The organism is Bacillus sp. MD-5 (genome assembly GCF_002201875.1).
Classification (GTDB): domain Bacteria; phylum Bacillota; class Bacilli; order Bacillales; family Bacillaceae; genus Bacillus; species Bacillus stercoris.
This window is the reverse complement of sequence record NZ_CP021911.1, coordinates 3,838,462-3,859,535: the sequence shown is the minus strand read 5'-3', so window position 1 is coordinate 3,859,535 and position 21,074 is coordinate 3,838,462. Positions and strand designations below refer to the sequence as shown.

Annotated in this window: 21 protein-coding genes; 16 read left to right on the top strand and 5 right to left on the bottom strand. The window is 45.9% G+C overall.

Going from position 1 to position 21,074, the window contains the following annotated elements; translation table 11 throughout:
* Positions 1 to 102 precede the first annotated feature (102 nt).
* Positions 103 to 1,035 (bottom strand): aldo/keto reductase, encoded by a 933-nt coding sequence (locus CDO84_RS19540; RefSeq protein WP_040081253.1) that lies wholly within the window; start codon positions 1,033 to 1,035, stop codon positions 103 to 105.
* A gap of 52 nt (positions 1,036 to 1,087) precedes the next feature.
* Positions 1,088 to 1,843, bottom strand: a complete 756-nt coding sequence (gene iolR, locus CDO84_RS19535) for a myo-inositol utilization transcriptional regulator IolR (protein WP_003227050.1) — start codon at positions 1,841 to 1,843, stop codon at positions 1,088 to 1,090.
* A gap of 416 nt (positions 1,844 to 2,259) precedes the next feature.
* Between iolR and iolA the strand changes: the two genes are divergently transcribed.
* From iolA to CDO84_RS19460, 15 genes are all read left to right on the top strand, one after another.
* Positions 2,260 to 3,723, top strand: coding sequence for a methylmalonate-semialdehyde dehydrogenase (gene iolA / locus CDO84_RS19530; RefSeq protein ID WP_040081255.1), 1,464 nt, complete (start codon positions 2,260 to 2,262; stop codon positions 3,721 to 3,723).
* Between the two features lie 74 nt (positions 3,724 to 3,797).
* Positions 3,798 to 4,613, top strand: a complete 816-nt coding sequence (gene iolB, locus CDO84_RS19525) for a 5-deoxy-glucuronate isomerase (RefSeq protein ID WP_040081257.1) — start codon at positions 3,798 to 3,800, stop codon at positions 4,611 to 4,613.
* A gap of 23 nt (positions 4,614 to 4,636) precedes the next feature.
* On the top strand, positions 4,637 to 5,614 hold the full coding sequence (gene iolC, locus CDO84_RS19520) for a 5-dehydro-2-deoxygluconokinase (protein WP_040081258.1): 978 nt from the start codon (positions 4,637 to 4,639) through the stop codon (positions 5,612 to 5,614).
* A gap of 32 nt (positions 5,615 to 5,646) precedes the next feature.
* Complete coding sequence (iolD, locus tag CDO84_RS19515; RefSeq protein ID WP_032725033.1) at positions 5,647 to 7,560, top strand: 3D-(3,5/4)-trihydroxycyclohexane-1,2-dione acylhydrolase (decyclizing); 1,914 nt, start codon at positions 5,647 to 5,649, stop codon at positions 7,558 to 7,560.
* A gap of 16 nt (positions 7,561 to 7,576) precedes the next feature.
* The gene (iolE, locus tag CDO84_RS19510; RefSeq protein WP_040081261.1) at positions 7,577 to 8,470 is read left to right on the top strand and encodes a myo-inosose-2 dehydratase; all 894 of its coding nucleotides are present in this window, start codon (positions 7,577 to 7,579) and stop codon (positions 8,468 to 8,470) included.
* Between the two features lie 14 nt (positions 8,471 to 8,484).
* Entirely contained in the window at positions 8,485 to 9,801 is a 1,317-nt protein-coding gene (iolF, locus tag CDO84_RS19505; protein ID WP_040081262.1) for a myo-inositol transporter IolF, read from the top strand.
* A gap of 22 nt (positions 9,802 to 9,823) precedes the next feature.
* Entirely contained in the window at positions 9,824 to 10,858 is a 1,035-nt protein-coding gene (iolG, locus tag CDO84_RS19500) for a bifunctional inositol 2-dehydrogenase/D-chiro-inositol 1-dehydrogenase (RefSeq protein WP_040081263.1), read from the top strand.
* A 19-nt stretch (positions 10,859 to 10,877) separates the two neighbouring features.
* Positions 10,878 to 11,747 (top strand): sugar phosphate isomerase/epimerase family protein, encoded by an 870-nt coding sequence (locus CDO84_RS19495; RefSeq protein WP_040081265.1) that lies wholly within the window; start codon positions 10,878 to 10,880, stop codon positions 11,745 to 11,747.
* Positions 11,748 to 11,833: 86 nt separating this feature from the next.
* Positions 11,834 to 12,670: a 2-keto-myo-inositol isomerase gene (gene iolI / locus CDO84_RS19490; RefSeq protein ID WP_040081267.1), complete on the top strand. Its 837-nt coding sequence runs from the start codon at positions 11,834 to 11,836 to the stop codon at positions 12,668 to 12,670.
* 20 nt (positions 12,671 to 12,690) lie between these two features.
* The gene (gene iolJ, locus CDO84_RS19485) at positions 12,691 to 13,563 is read left to right on the top strand and encodes a 6-phospho-5-dehydro-2-deoxy-D-gluconate aldolase (RefSeq protein WP_040081269.1); all 873 of its coding nucleotides are present in this window, start codon (positions 12,691 to 12,693) and stop codon (positions 13,561 to 13,563) included.
* Between the two features lie 107 nt (positions 13,564 to 13,670).
* Positions 13,671 to 14,360, top strand: a complete 690-nt coding sequence (gene yxdJ / locus CDO84_RS19480; RefSeq protein ID WP_014666014.1) for a two-component system response regulator YxdJ — start codon at positions 13,671 to 13,673, stop codon at positions 14,358 to 14,360.
* On the top strand, positions 14,357 to 15,334 hold the full coding sequence (gene yxdK, locus CDO84_RS19475) for a two-component system sensor histidine kinase YxdK (protein ID WP_040081272.1): 978 nt from the start codon (positions 14,357 to 14,359) through the stop codon (positions 15,332 to 15,334). Before yxdJ ends, yxdK begins: the two co-directional genes overlap by 4 nt.
* 143 nt (positions 15,335 to 15,477) lie before the next feature.
* The gene (gene yxdL, locus CDO84_RS19470) at positions 15,478 to 16,251 is read left to right on the top strand and encodes an ABC transporter ATP-binding protein YxdL (RefSeq protein WP_014666012.1); all 774 of its coding nucleotides are present in this window, start codon (positions 15,478 to 15,480) and stop codon (positions 16,249 to 16,251) included.
* Positions 16,226 to 18,094, top strand: coding sequence for an ABC transporter permease YxdM (gene yxdM, locus CDO84_RS19465; protein ID WP_040081274.1), 1,869 nt, complete (start codon positions 16,226 to 16,228; stop codon positions 18,092 to 18,094). Before yxdL ends, yxdM begins: the two co-directional genes overlap by 26 nt.
* Before the next feature lie 13 nt (positions 18,095 to 18,107).
* The gene (locus CDO84_RS19460; RefSeq protein WP_040081276.1) at positions 18,108 to 18,455 is read left to right on the top strand and encodes a YxeA family protein; all 348 of its coding nucleotides are present in this window, start codon (positions 18,108 to 18,110) and stop codon (positions 18,453 to 18,455) included.
* Between the two features lie 43 nt (positions 18,456 to 18,498).
* Here the strand turns inward: CDO84_RS19460 and CDO84_RS19455 are convergent, their stop codons facing one another.
* On the bottom strand, positions 18,499 to 19,464 hold the full coding sequence (locus tag CDO84_RS19455) for an iron-hydroxamate ABC transporter substrate-binding protein (protein WP_040081278.1): 966 nt from the start codon (positions 19,462 to 19,464) through the stop codon (positions 18,499 to 18,501).
* 176 nt (positions 19,465 to 19,640) lie between these two features.
* On the opposite strand from CDO84_RS19455, the gene CDO84_RS19450 reads away from it, so the two are divergent.
* A complete protein-coding gene (locus CDO84_RS19450; protein WP_040081279.1) occupies positions 19,641 to 20,039 on the top strand; it encodes a hypothetical protein in 399 nt (132 codons plus the stop codon).
* A 44-nt stretch (positions 20,040 to 20,083) separates the two neighbouring features.
* On the opposite strand, the gene CDO84_RS19445 is transcribed toward CDO84_RS19450, so the two are convergent.
* Complete coding sequence (locus tag CDO84_RS19445) at positions 20,084 to 20,437, bottom strand: hypothetical protein (RefSeq protein WP_014666007.1); 354 nt, start codon at positions 20,435 to 20,437, stop codon at positions 20,084 to 20,086.
* A gap of 247 nt (positions 20,438 to 20,684) precedes the next feature.
* On the bottom strand, positions 20,685 to 21,050 hold the full coding sequence (cotNE, locus tag CDO84_RS19440) for an inner spore coat protein CotNE (protein ID WP_014666005.1): 366 nt from the start codon (positions 21,048 to 21,050) through the stop codon (positions 20,685 to 20,687).
* Positions 21,051 to 21,074: the final 24 nt, after the last annotated feature.

The window sequence follows — 21,074 nt, the reverse complement described above, 5'->3', positions numbered from 1 at the left end:
CCTTTATTTTATCGGATGTATGGCTCTTTTTGTAAGATTTTGCTTCTAGGAATTTATCGCGCAAAAAAACAGCCTTCCCCCAATGGAGAAGGCTGTTTTCTCTTATGCGAACAGCTTGTCAATAAACGAAATATCCTCTTGAGAAAGCGTCACGTCGGCTGTTTTGATGTTATCAATCAGCTGATCGGCACGTTTTGCTCCAGGGATTAAAATATCAACTTCCGGTCTTGCTAAATACCAAGCCAATACGACGTGAGGGATATCCACGTTGTGTTTCTCAGCAATCGGCGCAAGCTTGTTGACCTTTCTGATATTTTCTTTGAAACGCTCGCCCTTGAAGTGTTCCTGTTCGTTGCGCAGGTCGCCTTCAGGGAACGTTGTATCTTCTGTATACTTTCCTGCCAATAAACCAGATACGAGCGGGAAGTAAGGGATAAATGAAATGTTATGCTCCTTCGTATACGGGAAGAATGTGTTTTCCGCTTCACGGTTTAACAGGTTGTATTCGCCTTGCAATACATCTACCAAACCGTCTCTGTTTGCTTCTTTCAATTGCTCTAAAGAGAAATTGGATACACCGATGGAGCGGATTTTTCCGGCTTTCTTCATCTCATTAAGTGCGTTAACGGCTTCATCCTTCGGCGTATGTTCGTCAGGGAAGTGAATGTAGAACAAATCGATATAATCGGTATTCAAGCGCTTCAGGCTTTCATCAACAGATTTTTTTAGAAATTCTGGTGAATTATCAAAGACAAAGTCATTGCCTTGTTTTCTGTGAGCGGCTTTTGTTGCGATGACAACATCTTCACGGTTGAATTCACGCAGCACTTCACCGATTAATTCTTCGGAACGGCCGATCCCGTAAATATAAGCGGTGTCTAACATGGTCACGCCATTACGAATCGCCTCGCGCACCAATTCTTTTCCAGTTTCTTCATTCAGGTTCGGGTAGAGGTTATGCCCTCCGACAGCATTTGTTCCTAATCCGATAGGGAATACCTGCAAGTCTGATTTTCCGAGCTTCGCTTTTTTCATGATCTGCCTCCTAGAATAAAATGGATATGAACTCTCAACACTATTGTAAACGTTAGGCCAGATGAATGCCGATTTGATGCTCATTGCAGTACTGCGTGTACTCGTCGTCTAATGGCTGAGAGGTCACAATGCAATGCAGCCTGTCAAACGGCGCATATGTCAGAAGCGTTGATTTTCCAAATTTAGAATGGTCAGCCAATAGATACACTTCTTTTGCTTTTTCTGAAATCCTCTTTTTAATTTCATACTCCAGCAGATCCGAATTGGTCAATCCGTGTGTCAGCGTCGTTCCGGTAGCGGACATAAAGGCTTTGTTGATATTGTACTTATCAAGCATAGCCGGGTCGTCCATGCCGACAAAGGAGCGGGTTTTTCTCTTATAGTTGTTTCCGATAATGATTAAGTTGATATTCTTCAAAGCTGACGCCGCATTGATAATGTCTAAACTGTTGGTTAAGATGGTGACATTTTTGGCAGGGTCAAGCGTATCAAGAATAGACTTTGTCGTCGTTCCTGAATCAATAAAGACCAAATCGTGATCTTCAATAAAACGGGAAGCATAATGGGCGATTTTTGTTTTTTCATCCTGGTGCTGAATGGTGCGATTTTCAAAAGGAACTAATGCGGTTTTTTCAATAGATGTTACGCCGCCATATACTTTTTCTATCGCACCCTTTTCTGTTAGCTTGTTGATATCACGTCTGACTGTGTTTTTGGAGACATTGAACACCTGGCACAGCTCATCTAAGGAAACAGTGCCATGCGATAAAATGTACTCCTCCATTTCCTGAATCCGCATCAGTTTCATATCAAAAACTCCTTCTTGAATCTTTACGTAACTTAAATATATAATAAAAACCAAAAGTTAATCAATAGTTGCTTAAAAAATGATAACATCGTTATATATCTTTCGCAAGATTCGATGGATTTCACGTCACTATTCTCATTGATTAAAAGATTAATATCATAAAAATAATGAAAAAATGTAGTGTTTATGATTGACTTATGGGTATTATACGATTAGAATATAACCAAGAAATGACCAAGAAGTAACCTGATGTGCATGAAATGGTTGCTTGTATGTAAATATACGTCCGCCATTTATTTTTTTGGTTTTTTTGAAAGCGTTTAATTCTTGGCTTACTGAAAAGTGGATATTGATATGAATCTATCCTGAACCATCCATACAAGTGTATGTGTTTACTAATGAAGGAGGCAATAAGAATGACAGAAATCAGAAAATTAAAAAACTACATCAACGGTGAATGGGTTGAAAGCAAAACAGATCAATATGAAGATGTCGTCAACCCGGCGACGAAAGAAGTACTGTGCCAAGTGCCGATTTCTACAAAAGAGGATATTGATTACGCAGCGCAGACAGCGGCTGAAGCATTTAAAACATGGTCAAAGGTGGCGGTTCCGCGCCGCGCCAGAATTCTATTTAACTTCCAGCAGCTGCTGTCCCAGCATAAAGAAGAACTGGCTCATCTGATTACCATTGAAAACGGAAAAAACACAAAAGAAGCTTTAGGTGAAGTGGGACGCGGAATTGAAAACGTAGAGTTCGCCGCTGGAGCACCTTCCCTAATGATGGGTGACTCGCTTGCTTCCATCGCAACGGACGTTGAAGCGGCCAACTACCGCTACCCCATCGGAGTTGTCGGGGGAATCGCGCCATTTAATTTCCCGATGATGGTCCCTTGCTGGATGTTCCCAATGGCGATCGCACTCGGCAACACATTTATTTTAAAACCATCAGAGCGGACACCGCTGTTAACAGAGAAATTGGTCGAGCTTTTTGAAAAAGCGGGCCTTCCGAAAGGGGTATTCAACGTCGTATACGGTGCGCATGACGTTGTGAACGGCATCCTCGAGCATCCTGAAATTAAAGCGATTTCATTCGTAGGCTCCAAGCCGGTAGGCGAATACGTCTACAAAAAAGGAAGCGAACACTTAAAACGCGTTCAATCTCTAACTGGCGCGAAAAACCATACGATTGTCTTGAACGACGCGCATCTTGAAGACACGGTCACAAACATCGTCGGTGCTGCCTTCGGTTCTGCCGGTGAACGCTGCATGGCTTGTGCGGTTGTGACGGTTGAAGAAGGTATCGCTGATGAATTTATGGCGAAGCTGCAGGAAAAAGTGGCGGACATTAAAATCGGCAATGGCCTTGATGACGGTGTGTTCTTAGGACCGGTGATTCGTGAAGACAACAAGAAACGCACGCTCAGCTATATCGAAAAAGGCCTTGAAGAAGGCGCGAGACTCGTATGTGACGGCCGTGAAAATGTGTCTGACGACGGCTACTTTGTCGGCCCGACGATCTTTGACAATGTCACAACAGAGATGACGATCTGGAAAGATGAAATTTTCGCTCCAGTTTTATCTATCATCCGTGTGAAAAACCTGAAAGAAGCGATTGAAATTGCCAATAAGTCTGAGTTTGCGAACGGCGCCTGCCTGTTTACATCCAACGCAAACGCAATCCGCTATTTCCGTGAAAACATTGATGCGGGAATGCTCGGCATCAACCTTGGTGTGCCGGCTCCAATGGCATTCTTCCCATTCTCAGGCTGGAAGTCTTCATTCTTTGGGACGCTGCATGCGAACGGAAAAGACAGTGTCGACTTCTATACGCGTAAAAAAGTGGTTACGGCGAGATATCCGGAACCTGATTTCAACTAAACGACGAAAAGCCGAACGGCGTCCATGTGCGCTGTTCGGACTCATTCTGCCAATAGAAAGAGGAGGGCTTCACTATGAGTTATTTGTTGCGTAAGCCGCAGTCACATAAAGTGTCTAATGGAGTCAAACTGGTGCACGAAGTAACGAAATCCAACTCTGATCTCAATTATGTAGAGTTTAAGGTGTTAGATCTTGCATCAGGTTTCAGCTATGCAGAAGAATTGAAAAAACAAGAAATCTGTATTGTGGCGGTAACGGGAAAAATTACAGTGACGGATCATGAGTCGACTTTTGAGAATATCGGCACCCGTGAAAGCGTATTCGAACGAAAACCGACAGACAGCGTCTATATGTCAAATGACCGTGCATTTGAGATTACAGCGGTCAGCAACGCAAGAGTGGCGCTTTGCTATTCTCCATCGGAAAAACAGCTGCCGACAAAGCTAATCAAAGCGGAAGACAACGGAATTGAGCATCGCGGGAAGTTTTCAAACAAACGTACTGTTCATAACATTCTTCCGGATTCAGACCCTTCAGCTAACAGCCTATTAGTGGTTGAAGTCTATACAGACAGCGGCAACTGGTCCAGCTACCCGCCTCACAAACATGATCAAGACAATTTGCCGGAAGAATCTTTCTTAGAAGAAACGTACTACCATGAGTTAGACCCGGGGCAGGGCTTTGTGTTTCAGCGCGTATACACAGATGACCGTTCTATTGATGAGACAATGACTGTAGAAAATGAAAACGTTGTCATCGTTCCTGCGGGATACCACCCGGTAGGTGTGCCGGACGGATACACATCCTACTATTTAAATGTCATGGCAGGGCCGACGCGGAAATGGAAGTTTCATAATGACCCGGCGCATGAATGGATTTTAGAACGTTAACAAGTGAGGAGTGGCTGTTTACGATGAAGTATACATTCAATGAAGAGAAGGCTTTTGATATTGTTGCCATCGGCCGGGCATGTATTGATCTGAACGCAGTCGAATACAACCGCCCAATGGAAGAAACGATGACATTTTCGAAATATGTCGGCGGTTCACCTGCGAATATCGCGATCGGCAGCGCGAAGCTTGGCTTAAAAGCGGGCTTCATCGGCAAAATTCCAGATGACCAGCATGGAAGATTCATAGAGTCCTATATGAGAAAGACCGGCGTTGATACTAAGCAGATGATTGTTGATCAAGATGGACACAAAGCAGGCCTTGCATTTACAGAAATCCTCAGCCCTGAAGAATGCAGCATCTTAATGTATCGCGATGATGTGGCGGATCTTTATCTTGAGCCTTCAGAGGTAAGTGAGGACTATATCGCAAATGCGAAAATGCTGCTTGTCTCCGGGACAGCGCTCGCCAAAAGTCCGTCACGGGAAGCGGTGTTAAAAGCTGTTCAATACGCGAAGAAGCATCAGGTTAAAGTGGTGTTCGAACTGGATTACCGGCCATATACGTGGCAGTCAGCGGATGAAACAGCCGTTTACTACACTTTGGTTGCCGAGCAGTCTGATATCGTCATCGGCACACGCGATGAATTTGATGTGATGGAAAACCGCACAGGCGGAAGCAATGAAGAATCCGTCAATCATTTATTTGGCCATTCAGCCGACCTCGTTGTCATCAAACACGGCGTCGAAGGCTCTTACGCATACAGCAAATCCGGCGACGTATTCCGTGCCCAAGCGTACAAGACAAAAGTGCTGAAAACCTTTGGAGCCGGTGACTCCTATGCGTCAGCCTTTATCTATGGCCTTGTCACCGGAAAAGACATCGAAACGGCATTGAAATACGGCAGTGCTTCAGCTTCCATTGTGGTGAGCAAGCACAGTTCGTCAGAAGCGATGCCGACTGCGGATGAAATCGTACAGCTTATTGAAGCACAGTCATAATTGAAAAAGATCGAGTAAAGGTGGGATCGTTTGTGGGTAAGAAAATTCGCTTAACAACAGCACAGGCGCTGATTAAATTCTTAAACCAGCAGTACATCCATGTAGATGGAAAGGAAGAGCCTTTTGTCGAAGGGATTTTCACGATTTTCGGCCATGGAAACGTATTGGGGATCGGGCAGGCGCTTGAGCAGGATGCAGGCCATTTGAAAGTCTATCAAGGGAAAAATGAACAAGGAATGGCGCATGCGGCCATGGCGTACAGCAAGCAAATGCTGAGAAGAAAAATATATGCGGTGTCTACATCAGTCGGACCGGGAGCGGCTAACTTAGTGGCGGCAGCCGGTACTGCATTGGCAAACAATATCCCAGTTCTCTTGATTCCGGCAGACACATTTGCGACAAGACAGCCAGACCCTGTACTGCAGCAAATGGAGCAAGAATACAGTGCGGCGATTACAACAAACGATGCATTGAAACCTGTTTCGAGATATTGGGACCGCATTACGCGCCCTGAGCAGCTCATGAGCAGTTTGCTGCGCGCGTTTGAAGTCATGACTGACCCGGCAAAAGCAGGACCGGCAACGATTTGTATTTCTCAGGATGTTGAAGGGGAAGCATACGATTTTGATGAAAGTTTCTTCGTCAAACGGGTTCACTATATTGATCGCATGCAGCCGAGCGAGCGTGAGCTTCAAGGTGCGGCCGAGCTGATTAAATCCAGCAAAAAACCTGTGATCCTCGTCGGCGGAGGCGCAAAATACTCCGGTGCGCGGGATGAATTGGTTGCCATTTCTGAAGCCTATAACATTCCGTTAGTTGAAACACAGGCAGGAAAGTCTACTGTTGAGGCTGATTTTGCGAACAACCTTGGCGGAATGGGCATCACAGGTACACTTGCGGCAAACAAAGCGGCCCGCCAAGCTGATTTGATTATCGGCATCGGCACAAGGTATACAGATTTTGCGACATCCTCTAAGACCGCTTTTGATTTTGATAAAGCGAAGTTTTTGAACATTAACGTTAGCCGAATGCAGGCGTATAAACTTGATGCATTCCAAGTGGTAGCGGATGCGAAAGTGACGCTTGGCAAACTGCACGGCTTGCTTGAAGGCTATGAGAGCGAGTTCGGCACAACGATCCGGGAGCTGAAGGACGAATGGCTCGCTGAACGCGAACGCCTCAGCAAAGTGACGTTTAAGCGGGAAGCATTTGATCCGGAAATCAAACATCATTTCTCTCAAGAGGTTCTGAATGAATATGCCGACGCCTTGAATACTGAGCTTCCGCAAACAACGGCATTGCTGACAATCAATGAGACGATTCCTGAAGACAGCGTCATCATCTGTTCAGCAGGCTCACTTCCAGGAGATTTGCAGCGTCTGTGGCATTCTAATGTTCCGAATACGTATCACCTGGAGTACGGATATTCTTGCATGGGCTATGAAGTGTCAGGGACACTCGGTCTTAAACTGGCCCATCCTGACAGAGAAGTGTATTCCATTGTTGGAGACGGCAGCTTCCTGATGCTTCACTCCGAGCTGATTACGGCGATTCAGTACAACAAGAAAATCAATGTGCTGCTCTTTGACAACTCGGGATTCGGATGCATCAACAACCTGCAAATGGATCACGGCAGCGGCAGCTACTATTGCGAGTTCCGCACAGACGACAACCAAATCCTGAATGTCGATTACGCGAAAGTCGCTGAGGGATACGGCGCGAAAACCTACCGCGCGAACACAGTAGAAGAATTAAAAGCGGCGTTAGAGGATGCGAAGAAACAGGATGTATCAACATTAATAGAAATGAAGGTTCTGCCAAAAACAATGACGGACGGATATGACAGCTGGTGGCATGTCGGGGTGGCAGAGGTATCTGAACAAGAAAGCGTTCAGAAAGCCTACGAAGCAAAAGAGAAAAAGCTGGAATCTGCGAAGCAGTATTAGAGGGGAGGCATCATAGATGGGCAAAAATGAAATCCTGTGGGGGATCGCTCCCATTGGGTGGCGGAATGATGACATGCCTGAAATTGGAGCGGGAAATACACTTCAGCATTTGTTAAGTGATATCGTTGTCGCACGTTTTCAAGGCACGGAGGTCGGGGGCTTTTTCCCCGAACCTGCCACCCTGAACAAAGAGCTGAAGCTTCGGAATTTACGCATTGCAGGCAAATGGTTCAGCAGTTTTATTTTGCGTGACGGACTTGGTGAAGCGGCAAAGGCATTTACCCTGCATTGTGAGTATTTGCAGCAAGTAAACGCGGATGTCGCAGTTGTCTCTGAACAAACGTACAGCGTGCAAAGCTTGGAGAAAAACGTGTTCACAGAGAAGCCGCACTTTACGGATGATGAATGGGAGCGGCTTTGCGAAGGGCTGAATCACCTTGGCGAAATTGCCGCTCAGCATGGCTTGAAGCTTGTCTATCATCATCATCTCGGCACTGGTGTCCAAACAGCGGAAGAAGTGGACCGCCTGATGGCAGGAACAGACCCTGCGCATGTACACCTCCTCTATGATACAGGCCATGCGTATATTTCTGACGGCGATTACATGGGGATGCTTGAGAAGCATATCGGCCGCATTAAGCATGTGCACTTTAAGGATGCCCGCCTGAATGTCATGGAACAATGCAGGCTCGAAGGACAATCGTTCCGGCAATCATTTTTAAAAGGCATGTTTACGGTTCCCGGTGACGGCTGCATTGACTTTAGAGAAGTATATCAGCTGCTGTTAAAGCACAGTTATTCCGGATGGATTGTCATTGAAGCTGAACAGGACCCCGATGTGGCAAACCCGCTTGAATATGCATTGATCGCGAGAAACTATATTGATCAGCAGTTGTTGGATTTGGCTTAATGGGGACTGAACATATGGGCAATACCAATGGAGATTCAGCCTTCAATAAACGGACAATCGCGGCAGCGTTAGCCAACTATATTGATGCCGGTTCAATTGTGGCGGGCTCTGCCGGTTTATCGTTATGGGTCAGTTACCTTAACCTGTCCGATGCGCAGATCGGGCTGCTCGGCGCGCTGAGCGCAAACGCGATTTCTGCTGCTGTCGGCGCGCTGCTCGGCGGGTTTCTGGCTGATAAAGTCGGACGGAAGGCTGTTTACACCAATAGTATGCTGGTTTATGCACTAGGGATTTGTCTGGTTTTATTTGGGGTTAATTTCCCCATGTTGTTAAGCGGTTACATGATTATCGGTTTATCGGTAGGAGCTGATATTACCGCATCATGGACCATTATTGCGGAAAATGCGCCAAAGAAGAATCGGGCTCGTCATTGTGGCGTGGCACAAGTCGCTTGGGCCGCGGGGGCAGTTGTTGTACTGCTTCTCTCCGTACTGGCCGGTGACTTGGGCCTCTTGGGGAATAAAATCGTATTTGCCCATCTGCTTGTAATTGCGCTGATTACGTACATCCTGAGAATCAGGCTTCCGGAGTCAGATGCCTGGCAGTCAAAAAATCAGCCGGCGGATGCTCAAACAGAGAAGGCGGCAGTATTGAATAAGACATCGTATTTTGATTTGCTCAAGCCTATGTATCTCAAAAGCATCCTGTTTTTGATGGGTGTGTACTTGATTTGGAACTTAGCCGCCGGGGTCATGGGCTTCTTTATGCCATACATTTATCAGCAGGTCGGCGGTGTTTCTGCCAGCACGGCCAATCTTTTGCAAATGGGGCTGTTTATTTTCACAGGATTGGGGGTCGCTTTGATCTTCATGCCCTTTGCCGACAAACATAGAAAAACCGTATTTGGAATCGCCGCTTTTATGGCGGTGATCGGCTGGACACTGTTTCTGCTGCCGGTTGAAGGCCTGCCGATTCTGCTCCTGTTTATTGTCGTGATCGGCATTAATAACGGGGCCGGGCAGCAAGCGAACTATCAGTTATGGGCGAGTGAAATCTTCCCTACCCAATATCGTGCTTCCGCACAGGGACTGATGTTTTTCCTTGTCCGTATTTCAATAGGGATTTGGAGTCTGTTTGTCCCAATGATTATCACCAATTTTGGCATTGGAACGATGGCTGCAATTCTACTCGGATGTGTGACGGCCAGCATGATCATCGGGCTACTCTTTGCGCCGAATACGTCTGGCAAGTCGCTTGAACAAATTCAAGAGGAACTCTACGGATCTCCTCGGAGCCAAGTAAAGCAAGGAACAGAAAGCAAAATCATGTAATCAACAGAAGGAGTGGCTGTCAATGAGTTTACGTATTGGCGTAATTGGAACTGGAGCAATCGGAAAAGAACATATTAACCGCATCACGAACAAGCTGTCCGGCGCAGAAATCGTAGCTGTAACGGATGTTAATCAAGAAGCTGCACAAAAGGTCGTTGAGCAATACCAATTAAAAGCGACGGTGTACCCGAATGATGACAGCCTGCTTGCAGACGAAAATGTAGACGCTGTCTTAGTGACAAGCTGGGGGCCTGCGCATGAGTCGAGCGTGCTGAAAGCGATTAAAGCCCAGAAATATGTATTCTGTGAAAAACCGCTCGCGACAACGGCTGAAGGATGCATGCGCATCGTCGAAGAAGAAATCAAAGTGGGCAAACGCCTTGTTCAAGTCGGTTTCATGCGCCGTTATGACAGCGGATACGTACAGCTAAAAGAAGCGCTCGATAATCATGTCATCGGCGAGCCTCTTATGATTCACTGCGCGCACCGCAACCCGACTGTAGGAGATAACTATACAACGGATATGGCTGTAGTCGACACGCTTGTTCATGAAATTGATGTACTGCACTGGCTCGTCAATGATGACTACGAGTCCGTTCAAGTCATCTACCCGAAAAAATCGAAAAATGCGCTCCCTCATTTAAAAGATCCGCAAATCGTCGTAATTGAAACAAAAGGCGGTATCGTCATCAATGCTGAAATCTATGTGAACTGTAAATACGGCTATGACATTCAATGCGAAATCGTCGGAGAAGACGGCATCATCAAGCTTCCCGAGCCATCAAGCATCAGCTTGAGAAAAGAAGGCAAATTCAGTACTGATATTTTGATGGATTGGCAGAGACGCTTTGTCGCTGCGTATGATGTGGAAATCCAAGACTTTATTGATTCGATTCAAAAGAAAGGCGAGGTCAGCGGACCGACGGCATGGGACGGCTATATTGCCGCTGTTACAACGGATGCTTGTGTGAAGGCCCAAGAATCCGGACAAAAAGAAAAGGTTGAATTGAAAGAAAGACCGGAATTCTATCAATCTTATACAACAGTTCAAAACTAAAAAACAGAGGAGTGAAAATATGAAGTTAGCATTAGATCCATCCATGTATCGTGATGATTTAACTTTGGAGGAAACGGTCTATAAAACGGCGGAGCTTGGCTACGAATATATCGAACTTTCGCCGCGAGAGGATTTTTGTCCATTCTATAAATATCCGAAAGTCGATTCAGCAAAGATCAAACAATTAAAGCGCCTTTTAAGGGATACAGGTGTTAAGCTTTCATCACTCCTTCCGCTTTACCACTGGGCGGGTCCTGATGAAGACCGCCGGCAGGCAGCGGTGCGCAATTGGAAGCGGGCGATCGAAATTGCGGTTGAACTTGAAGTGGATTTGATGAACAGTGAATTCAGCGGATCAAAGTATGATCCTTTAACAAGTGAAGAAAAATTTATCAAATCCATGGATGAGCTTCTCCCAGTCTTTGAAAAAGAAGGCATTAAACTCAATCTTCAAGCCCACCCATACGATTTTATCGAAACGCACAAAGGTGCGATGGATATGATCCGTGCGCTTGACAAGGATTGGATCAATCTTGTCTACTCGACTGCGCATACGTTCTTCTATGATGACGGCAAAGGCGATATTGAGACCATGTTTGACGAAGCCGGGGACCGCCTCACACATGTTTTATTTGCAGACACCTATAATCATAAAGCGGCTCATGGCCTGCGCTACATCGTCAATCCGCCTGACGCGAAAGTAACGGTTCACCAGCATTTGGACATTGGCCAAGGCGAAGTTGATTTTGAGACGATTTTCAGAAAACTGAGAGAGATGAAGTTCGACGGAATTGCGACGAATGCCGTATTTGCTTGGGTCGACGAAAGAGCGGATGAATCAAGCCGATTTATGCTTAAAAAAATGAAAGAAGAATTAGGTCTGGCATAAGCTGAGCATGGAGTTCGGCGGGATATGGCGAACAGCCTTCCTGCCGAACTCCCTTCATATCTAACACGCAGATGGGGGAGTCTGACATGAAACTTTGTTTTAATGAAGCCACAACATTGGAAAACTCAAACCTTAAACAGGATTTAGAGCTATGCGAAAAGTACGGCTATGATTATATTGAAATCCGCACAATGGATAAGCTGCCGGAGTACTTAGAAGACCATTCACTGGCTGAGCTTGTGGAGTATTTTCAAACTCATCACATCAAGCCGCTTGCCTTAAATGCACTTGTTTTCTTCAACAATCGTGATGAAAAGGGCCATAATGAGATCATTACTGAGTTTAAAGGCATGATGGAAACGTGCAAAACCCTCGGTGTGAACTATGTCGTGGCCGTTCCGCTTGTGGCAGAGCAGAAGATTGTAAAAGAAGAGATCAAAAAGAGCAGTGTAGAGGTGCTGACTGAGCTTTCAGATATCGCGGAGCCGTACGGCGTAAAAATCGCGCTTGAATTTGTCGGCCATCCGCAATGTACGGTCAATACGTTTGAACAGGCGTATGACATCATAAACACAGTCAACCGGGACAATGTCGGGCTTGTCCTTGACAGTTTCCACTTCCACGCCATGGGTTCGAACATTGAGAGCTTAAAGCAGGCGGACGGAAAGAAAATCTTCATCTATCATATCGATGATACCGAAGACTTCCCGATCGGCTTTTTAACGGATGAAGACCGCGTCTGGCCGGGACAAGGGGCGATTGACTTAGATGCCCACTTATCAGCATTGAAAGAAATCGGTTTTTCAGATGTTGTATCGGTTGAGCTCTTCCGCCCTGAATACTATAAGCTGAGTGCTGAGGAAGCCATTCAAACAGCGAAACAAACAACAGTGGACGTCGTATCAAAATACTTCAATATCTAATGGAAAAAGGAGGGGTGGACATGGCTTTTGTATCGATGAAAGAGCTTCTTGAAGATGCAAAGCGGGAGCAGTATGCGATCGGCCAGTTTAATATCAACGGTTTGCAGTGGACGAAGGCGATTTTGCAGGCGGCGCAAAAGGAGCAATCACCAGTCATCGCCGCGGCTTCCGATCGACTGGTCGACTATTTAGGCGGATTTAAAACGATTGCCGCCATGGTCGGCGCGTTAATGGAGGACATGGCGATTACCGTTCCCGTGGTGCTTCATCTTGATCACGGAAGCAGTGCGGCACGCTGCAGACAGGCCATTGACGCGGGATTCAGCTCGGTGATGATCGACGGCTCCCATCAGCCGATTGACGAGAATATCGCGATGACAAAAGAAGTCACCGATTATGCCGCAAAGCACGGCGTGTCAGTAGAAGCGGAAGTCGGCACGGTCGGCGGAATGGAAGACGGCCTGGTCGGCGGGGTCCGCTATGCCGATATCAAAGAATGTGAGCGGATCGTCAAAGAAACCAATATCGACGCGCTGGCCGCTGCCCTCGGCTCTGTACACGGCAAATATCAGGGTGAGCCGAATCTCGGATTTAAGGAAATGGAGGCTATTTCCCGCATGACTGATATTCCCCTCGTTCTTCACGGGGCATCCGGGATTCCGCAGGATCAGATCAAAAAAGCCATCACGCTCGGCCACGCGAAGATCAATATCAATACGGAATGTATGGTCGCCTGGACAGACAAAACACGCCGCATGTTTCAGGAAAACAGCGATCTGTACGAACCGCGCGGCTATATGACACCCGGCATTGAAGCCGTGGAAGAGACAGTGCGAAGCAAAATGAGAGAGTTCGGATCAGCCGGTAAAGCAGCTAAGCAGCAGGTCGGCTGAAGAGATCAGAAACCGCCGGGATGGCGGTTTTTTTGCGCGGTGTTGCGTCCATACACCCAAAACGATTATGATGATGGCAGCAGTGTAAGAAACGGGAGTGGTTCAGTTTGAATAAAATCATGATTGTGGAAGACAGTGAAGACATTCGCGGACTATTGCAGAATTACCTTGAAAAATACGGATATCAAACAGTAGTAGCCGCGGATTTTACGGCTGTTCTTGATGTCTTTTTGCGGGAAAAGCCTGATGTGGTGCTGCTTGATATCAACCTGCCGTCCTATGACGGCTATTATTGGTGCCGCCAGATCCGCCAGCACTCCACAAGCCCGATCATTTTCATTTCAGCCAGAAGCGGGGAAATGGATCAGGTGATGGCGATTGAAAACGGCGGAGACGATTATATCGAAAAACCGTTTTCCTACGATATTGTGCTGGCGAAAATCAAAAGCCAGATCCGGAGGGCGTACGGAGAGTATGCCGCAAAGCAGGGGGAGAAAGTGGTTGAATATGCCGGCGTCCAGCTCTTTGTGGAACGGTTTGAACTGCGTTTTCAGGATGAAAAAAGCGAGCTTTCTAAAAAAGAAAGCAAGCTTTTAGAAGTGCTGCTGGAGCGGGGAGAAAAGGTGACGAGTCGGGACCGTCTCATGGAAAAGACGTGGGACACCGACATATTCATCGATGATAATACACTTAACGTGTATATCACGCGGCTCAGAAAAAAACTGCGGGAGCTGAATGCGCCTGTTTCTATTGAAGCGGTGCGGGGCGAAGGCTACCAGCTGAGGGCGCAGTCATGAAGCTGTTTCTCCGGTCTCATGCAGTGCTGATTCTGCTTTTTCTCCTTCAAGGGCTGTTTGTCTTCTTTTATTACTGGTTTGCAGGTCTTCATTCTTTTTCTCACCTGTTTTACATATTAGGCGTCCAGCTTCTTATTTTGGCGGGCTATCTTGCCTATCGCTGGTACAAAGACCGCGGCGTGTATCATTGGCTCAGCTCGGAGCAGGAAGGGACGGACATCCCGTATCTCGGTTCTTCAGTGTTTTGTTCAGAGCTATATGAAAAGCAGATGGAGCTGATCCGGCTGCAGCACCAGAAGCTCCACGAGACCGAAGCTAAGCTAGAAGCGCGGGTGACGTATATGAATCAATGGGTGCACCAAGTGAAGACGCCGCTGTCGGTCATTAATTTAATCATTCAGGAAGAGGATGAACCCGTTTTTGAACAAATCAAAAAAGAGGTTCGGCAGATTGAATTCGGGCTGGAGACGCTTCTTTATTCATCAAGGCTCGACCTGTTTGAGCGGGATTTTAAAGTCGAAGCGGTTTCCTTATCAGAGCTTCTCCAATCAGTCATTCAAAGCTATAAACGATTTTTTATTCAATACCGCGTTTATCCGAAAATGGACATTCGCGATGACCATCAGATATACACTGATGCAAAATGGCTCAAATTTGCGATCGGCCAAGTGGTTACAAATGCGGTCAAGTATTCGGCAGGCAAGAGTGACAGACTGGAGCTGAATGTCTTCCGCGATGAATACAGGACGGTGCTTGAAGTCAAAGATTACGGTGTCGGCATTCCCTCGCAAGACATCAAGCGGGTGTTTGACCCTTATTATACCGGTGAAAACGGGCGGCGTTACCAAGAATCTACGGGAATCGGCCTCCATCTCGTCAAAGAAATTACGGACAAACTCAATCATACGGTGGACATCAGCTCGTCTCCCGGTGAAGGGACATCGGTTCGATTTTCATTTCTTACAAAAATGTAAGGCTGCGTTAAGAAAACAACATAGCTCGTTTTGTTTCCCCTTGATAACATGGATTTACGTCAAGGGGATTTTTATGTTAAATGCCCCGGCACTACATGAAAGCAGTCCAGATCAACAAGAATAAAATCATAAGGAGGATTCTCATGGCGAATATGCTTGAAGTCAAACATATAAATAAAACCTATAAAGGACAAGTGTCCTATCAAGCTTTAAAACAAATTTCATTTTCAATAGAAGAAGGCGGGTTCACGGCGGTGATGGGGCCGTCCGGATCCGGAAAAACAACGCTTTTGAATATCATTTCAACGATTGACCGTCCAGATTCAGGCGATATCCTGATTCACGGAGAAAACCCGCATCGCCTGAAGCGGACAAAGCTCGCTCATTTCCGACGCAAGCAGCTCGGATTTGTGTTTCAGGATTTCAACCTTCTGGACACGCTGACAATCGGTGAAAATATCATGCTGCCGTTAACGCTTGAAAAAGAAGCGCCGTCTGTCATGGAAGAAAAACTGCACGCCATCGCGGCAAAGCTCGGTATCGAAAACCTGCTTAACAAACGGACGTTTGAAGTATCCGGAGGCCAGCGTCAGCGGGCCGCCATTGCAAGAGCGGTCATTCATAAGCCATCGCTCATTCTGGCTGATGAACCGACGGGAAACCTTGATTCCAAAGCGTCAAAAGACGTCATGGAAACGATGCAGAGCCTGAATCGGGATGATCATGTCACGGCTTTGATGGTGACCCACGATCCGGTTGCGGCAAGCTACTGCCGCCGCGTCATCTTTATAAAAGACGGCGAATTGTTTAATGAGATTTACCGCGGAGAAAACCGCCAAGTCTTTTATGAACAAATTCTTGATGTGCTGTCTATGCTGGGGGGAAACGCAAATGACCTTTCTTCAGTTCGCTTATAAAAACGTCACGAGAAACAAAAGAGCCTATCTTGCATTCTTTTTAAGCAGCGCCTTTTCCGTTTTGATTTTCTTTACCTTTGCGATGTTCCTGTTTCATCCGGCATTAAAGGAAGGCTACCTGAATAACATCGCCAGAAAAGGCTTAACTGCTGCGGAATGGATGATCTTTGTTTTTTCTTTCTTATTTGTTCTGTATTCGGTTAATGCATTTTTGAAATCGAGAAATAAAGAATTCGGCATTTTGCTTATGCAGGGTATTACGCCGGTGCAGCTGAGAAAGCTCATTACAGCGGAAAACATGATCATTGGCGTCATGTCGATTGCAGCCGGGATTATCGGAGGATTCATTTTTTCAAAGACGTTCTTTACGGTCGGCGCTTATATTTTAGAAATGGACGCGCTGCCTCTGTATATGCCTTGGAAAGCGCTAGGCATTACGGCCGGCGGATTTCTGCTCTTATTTTTCCTTTTATCGCAGTTTACGATCCTTTTTGTCAGATCAAATACCGTTATCAAATTAATAAAGGGCACTGACAAGATCAAGCCGGAGCCGAAGCCGTCCGTGCTTCTGTCCTTATTCGGCATCGCCTGCCTTTGCGGCGGGTACGGAATGGTTCTGAAAGGCAATGTTCACGGGACTCAACCGTTTATCATTTTACTGCTCACCGTCATCGGTACGTATTTCTTTTTCAGCCAAAGCAGCATCTGGATTCTGCGCGCGTTGAAGAAGTGGAAAACCTTTTATTTGCGCGGGAAAAATGTCATTTGGGTTTCTGATCTTGTCTATCGTTTAAAAGACAACGCCCGCCTGTTCTTTATTGTCAGCATTATTTCCGCGGTTGCGTTTACGGCGACAGGCGTGCTCGCCATGTACAAATCGACTGTCGGGGCTGAAGAGTCCGCTTATGAGATGGAATATATATCTTTCAGCAACAATCCAAAAGAACAGACTCATTTGAAAGATATTGACCATGAACTGAAAACACACGGCTTTACGTATAAGAAAGACAAAATAGATGTTTCCTATGTTCGCTATCAGGAAGGAGAAACTGTTCCCCCTGTTTACATGATCAGCGAATCGGATGTATCAAAATACTTCCATGTTAAGCTGAACGGCCTGAAAAATGATGAGGCTGTCTATTTTCCGGGCACGTATGATCGCAATTTCAAAAACGAAGCGCCGGATCAGCTGAAGCTGCTGAATCAAAAAGGCAAGCCGTCTGATCAAAAACTGTCGGTAAAAGAAGTCCAAAAACCGCTGATTTCATTGAATGCTATCATCGCGGTTAACGATCAAACCTTTGATCAGCTTAAATCACTAGGTGATAAAGCGTCATTATACGGCTACAGCTATGATCATTGGAAAGACAGTCTTGGGATCAGCCAATCCTTGAAAAATGAGATTTACGGCAACTATATCGACGTGCATTCTGATTTTATGGCAAAAGCCGGTACTTACTATGATACGGTGCAGCTGCCGAGCTTGAGTTTATTCATCGGGCTGTTTATCGCGATCGTCTTCTTTGTCGCTGCAGCAAGTTTCTTATATTTCAGGCTGTTCACCGATTTAGATGAAGATCGGGAGCGCTACCGTTCACTGGCCAAAATCGGCCTGAGTGAGCGTGAAATGTCACAAAGCGTGACGATACAATTGGCGATTCTCTTTTTCTTTCCATTTGTCATTGCCGTCATGCATACGCTGTTTGCCCTGAGAACATTGGCCGTCGAAGGCTATTCCGATGTAGCGGGTCCGCTCAGTCTCACGATCGGAGGGTTTTTCATTTTTCAGCTTTTGTTCTTCCTCGTGGTGCGATCAAACTATTTGAAAAAAATGAACAAGTAAGGGGAGTGCAAAGATGAAAAAAGCATTGGCGATCCTGGCCGTCTTGGCGGCTGCTGCCGTAATATGTGGTCTTCTCTTTTTTCATAATGATGTTACAGACAGATTTAATCCGTTTATTCACCAGCAAGATGTCTATGTGCAGATTGATCGAGATGGCAGACATCTTAGCCCGGGCGGTACTGAATATACATTAGACGGATACAATGCATCCGGGAAAAAAGAAGAAGTGACCTTTTTCGCCGGCAAAGAGCTTCGGAAGAACGCGTATTTGAAGGTGAAGGCGAAAGGAAAGTATGTCGAGACTTGGGAGGAAGTCAGGTTTGAAGATATGCCGGACTCCGTACAGTCAGCATTAAAATGATTCATAAAAAAGGCACAGTATCCATGGGACTGTGCCTTTTTCTTTACTTTTTATTTTCTTCGGCCCGTTTGATCAGCATGTCGGCGATGATATCCACCTGTTTGCTGACAGAAATCGGATCGTACGGGTAGAACGTGTCAAAGTCATTGATAAACACGCGATTATGTTTAACAGCGTCAAGGTTCTTCCAAATAGAGGAGTTCTCCAGCTTGTCGAGTGTTTTGCTTTCGCCTTTCGGGTTGTAGTCCGTAATGAACATATAATCTGCGGCATACTCAGGAATCACCTCTTGAGAGAGCTGTTTCATCTCTCCTTTTTTGATGACATCTTGTTCAATTTTTTCAGGCGCTTTTAACCCGAGCGCATTGTATACAGCTTGGCCGCCGCGTCCGCCATTGTCATTGAATACCCAGAATTCGCCCTTGTCTGTGTTTTCATAAATGCCGAAGGTCGCATCTTTGTCGATGACGCCGGCAATTCTCTTTTTAGCTGCGTCCGCTTTTTTGTTAAAGTCAGCCATAAATGAGGTTGCTTTGTCTTTCGCACCTGCGATATCTCCGAACATGCTGACAGTGTCCTCGACGTTTTTCGCAGTGTTATAAGGTATGACAACAGTCGGAGCGATTTTCTTTAATTTATCGACATTCTCTTCATTCATGACAACAATGAGGTCAGGCTGAAGCTCCATCACTTTTTCAACGCTGATTGGATCACCGACATCCTTCACATTTTTCAGCTTTGATTTTAAAAACGGATTATCAAATGACCACGAGCCTGAGCCGACTACATTGGCCCCGACAGAAAGCAATTCACCGGCATAAAAATCAGTGACGATGCGTTTTGGATGTGCAGGAATGTTGACGTTCCCTTTAGGTGATTTGTATGTCCTCATTTCTGTCTTTTCGGAAGCAGAATCGCTTGAGCTCCCTTTAGAAGCCGTGCCGCTGCAAGCGCTGACAAACATGAGAAGCAGCACAAGCATGCCCACGAGCAATGTGTTCTTTTTCATCAAAAACCCTCCCAATATGTATGTGAATAGATTAGTAATGATTATCATTATCAATTAATAATATAGCAAGAAACCCATTCTCCGTCTATCACTATTTTCAAGGAAGAACGTTTTTTCATTTATAGGTGACGCGGTATGCCTAATCGATTATTATAGGAAAATAGGAGGAGGAAAATATGGGAATTACAAAAAGAGGTGCCGCTTGGGAATGGCTGCATAGCTGGTGGATGCTGTTTATTTTCATGCCTTTTGCCATTACCAGTTTTTTTGCCTTTTTATTTATTGGCATCAAGGTTAGAAATAGAAAGTGGATGATGTACGGCATCATTTATTTTTTCATTTTTGCGTTTGGTTTTGTTTTGCCCGATCTGCCTGGCGTTTTTGTTGTGCTCCCGTTGTGGGCTGTGACCATTATTCACGGCTTTAAAGTGCGCCCGCTGTATTTGATTCAGCTGGATGTCTACAAGGATCATGTGGAGGCACGGGCTTTTGCCGAGGCAAGAAGTGAAGCCGAAAGCAGATTTCATGCGCCGAAACAGTCTATTCAGGATATACATATTCGCAAGGAACAGTAAGAAAAAAAAGCTCAACACTCGCATTGTGTTGAGCTTTTTCTATCCTACTGCTGGTAGGATTGCTGTTGAAATGGCGTATTTTGGCCGAATGGAAGTGTAGACACATTCGTATTCATCACGCTGGATTGTCCAGTAAGTTCCTGCTGCATTTGGTTGCACATGTTGACAACCTGCTGGCATTTTTGAATCGCCATGTCATGTCCGTGCAGCGCTTGTTGAATCGTATGTGCAGCTTGTTGTTCGTGGTTTAGAATTTGCTGCAGCATTTGGATGTTTTGCTGCTCCTGGTGAAGCATTTGGCGGTATTGCTGGCTGCTTTGCTGTGTTTGCTGAATGAGCTGCTGAGCAGTTTGGCGGCATTGGTTCAGCTGCTGCAAGCCGTGTTGTGTATGATGCATAAATCATTCCTCCATGTGATCGATTGACGTGAGTCGGTATTATCATGCAACTGGCATGAAAAGAAATTCTGTCAAAGAGGAACTACAATTATTTTCCTCGGCCCCTCTGTCTTTGAATGAAAACGGTAAAGATTGTATACTGGGTACAAACCCTTTTTATGTAAATGTTCCGTTTTAACATATAAGAATGGCGGAAAACGAAACCCTGAATTGGGAGAATCGTCTTCCGCTTTTTTTCTTTGTTTGCTCAGAAACCGCCTTCCCCTGCAGTAAATGGGATATTCAGTCTGTTTTCTACTGTGCGGAGGCGCTGATTGAGCCGATTTAAGCGGCGTGTATGGCGTTCAACAGCCTGGCTTAGCTGATTGACCTGTTCGGCAATCCGTGCAATTTCCCGATTTTGACGGCGGTCTTCGTTTGTCAGACGGGTTAATTCTCTCGACTGCTGTTCATTTTGCCGTTCAAGTGCCGCGATTCTTCTTTCCAATGCAGGCTGTCTTTCCATTTGGTATGGCTCGTATATATCCTGCTGTGGATAAGGGCTGTATTCATAGTGGCTATAGTAAGGTTCCTGCTGAGGCAGCTGTGGGCTGTAATATTGATAAGGGTTCATTATGATCAATCTCCTTGTGGGTGA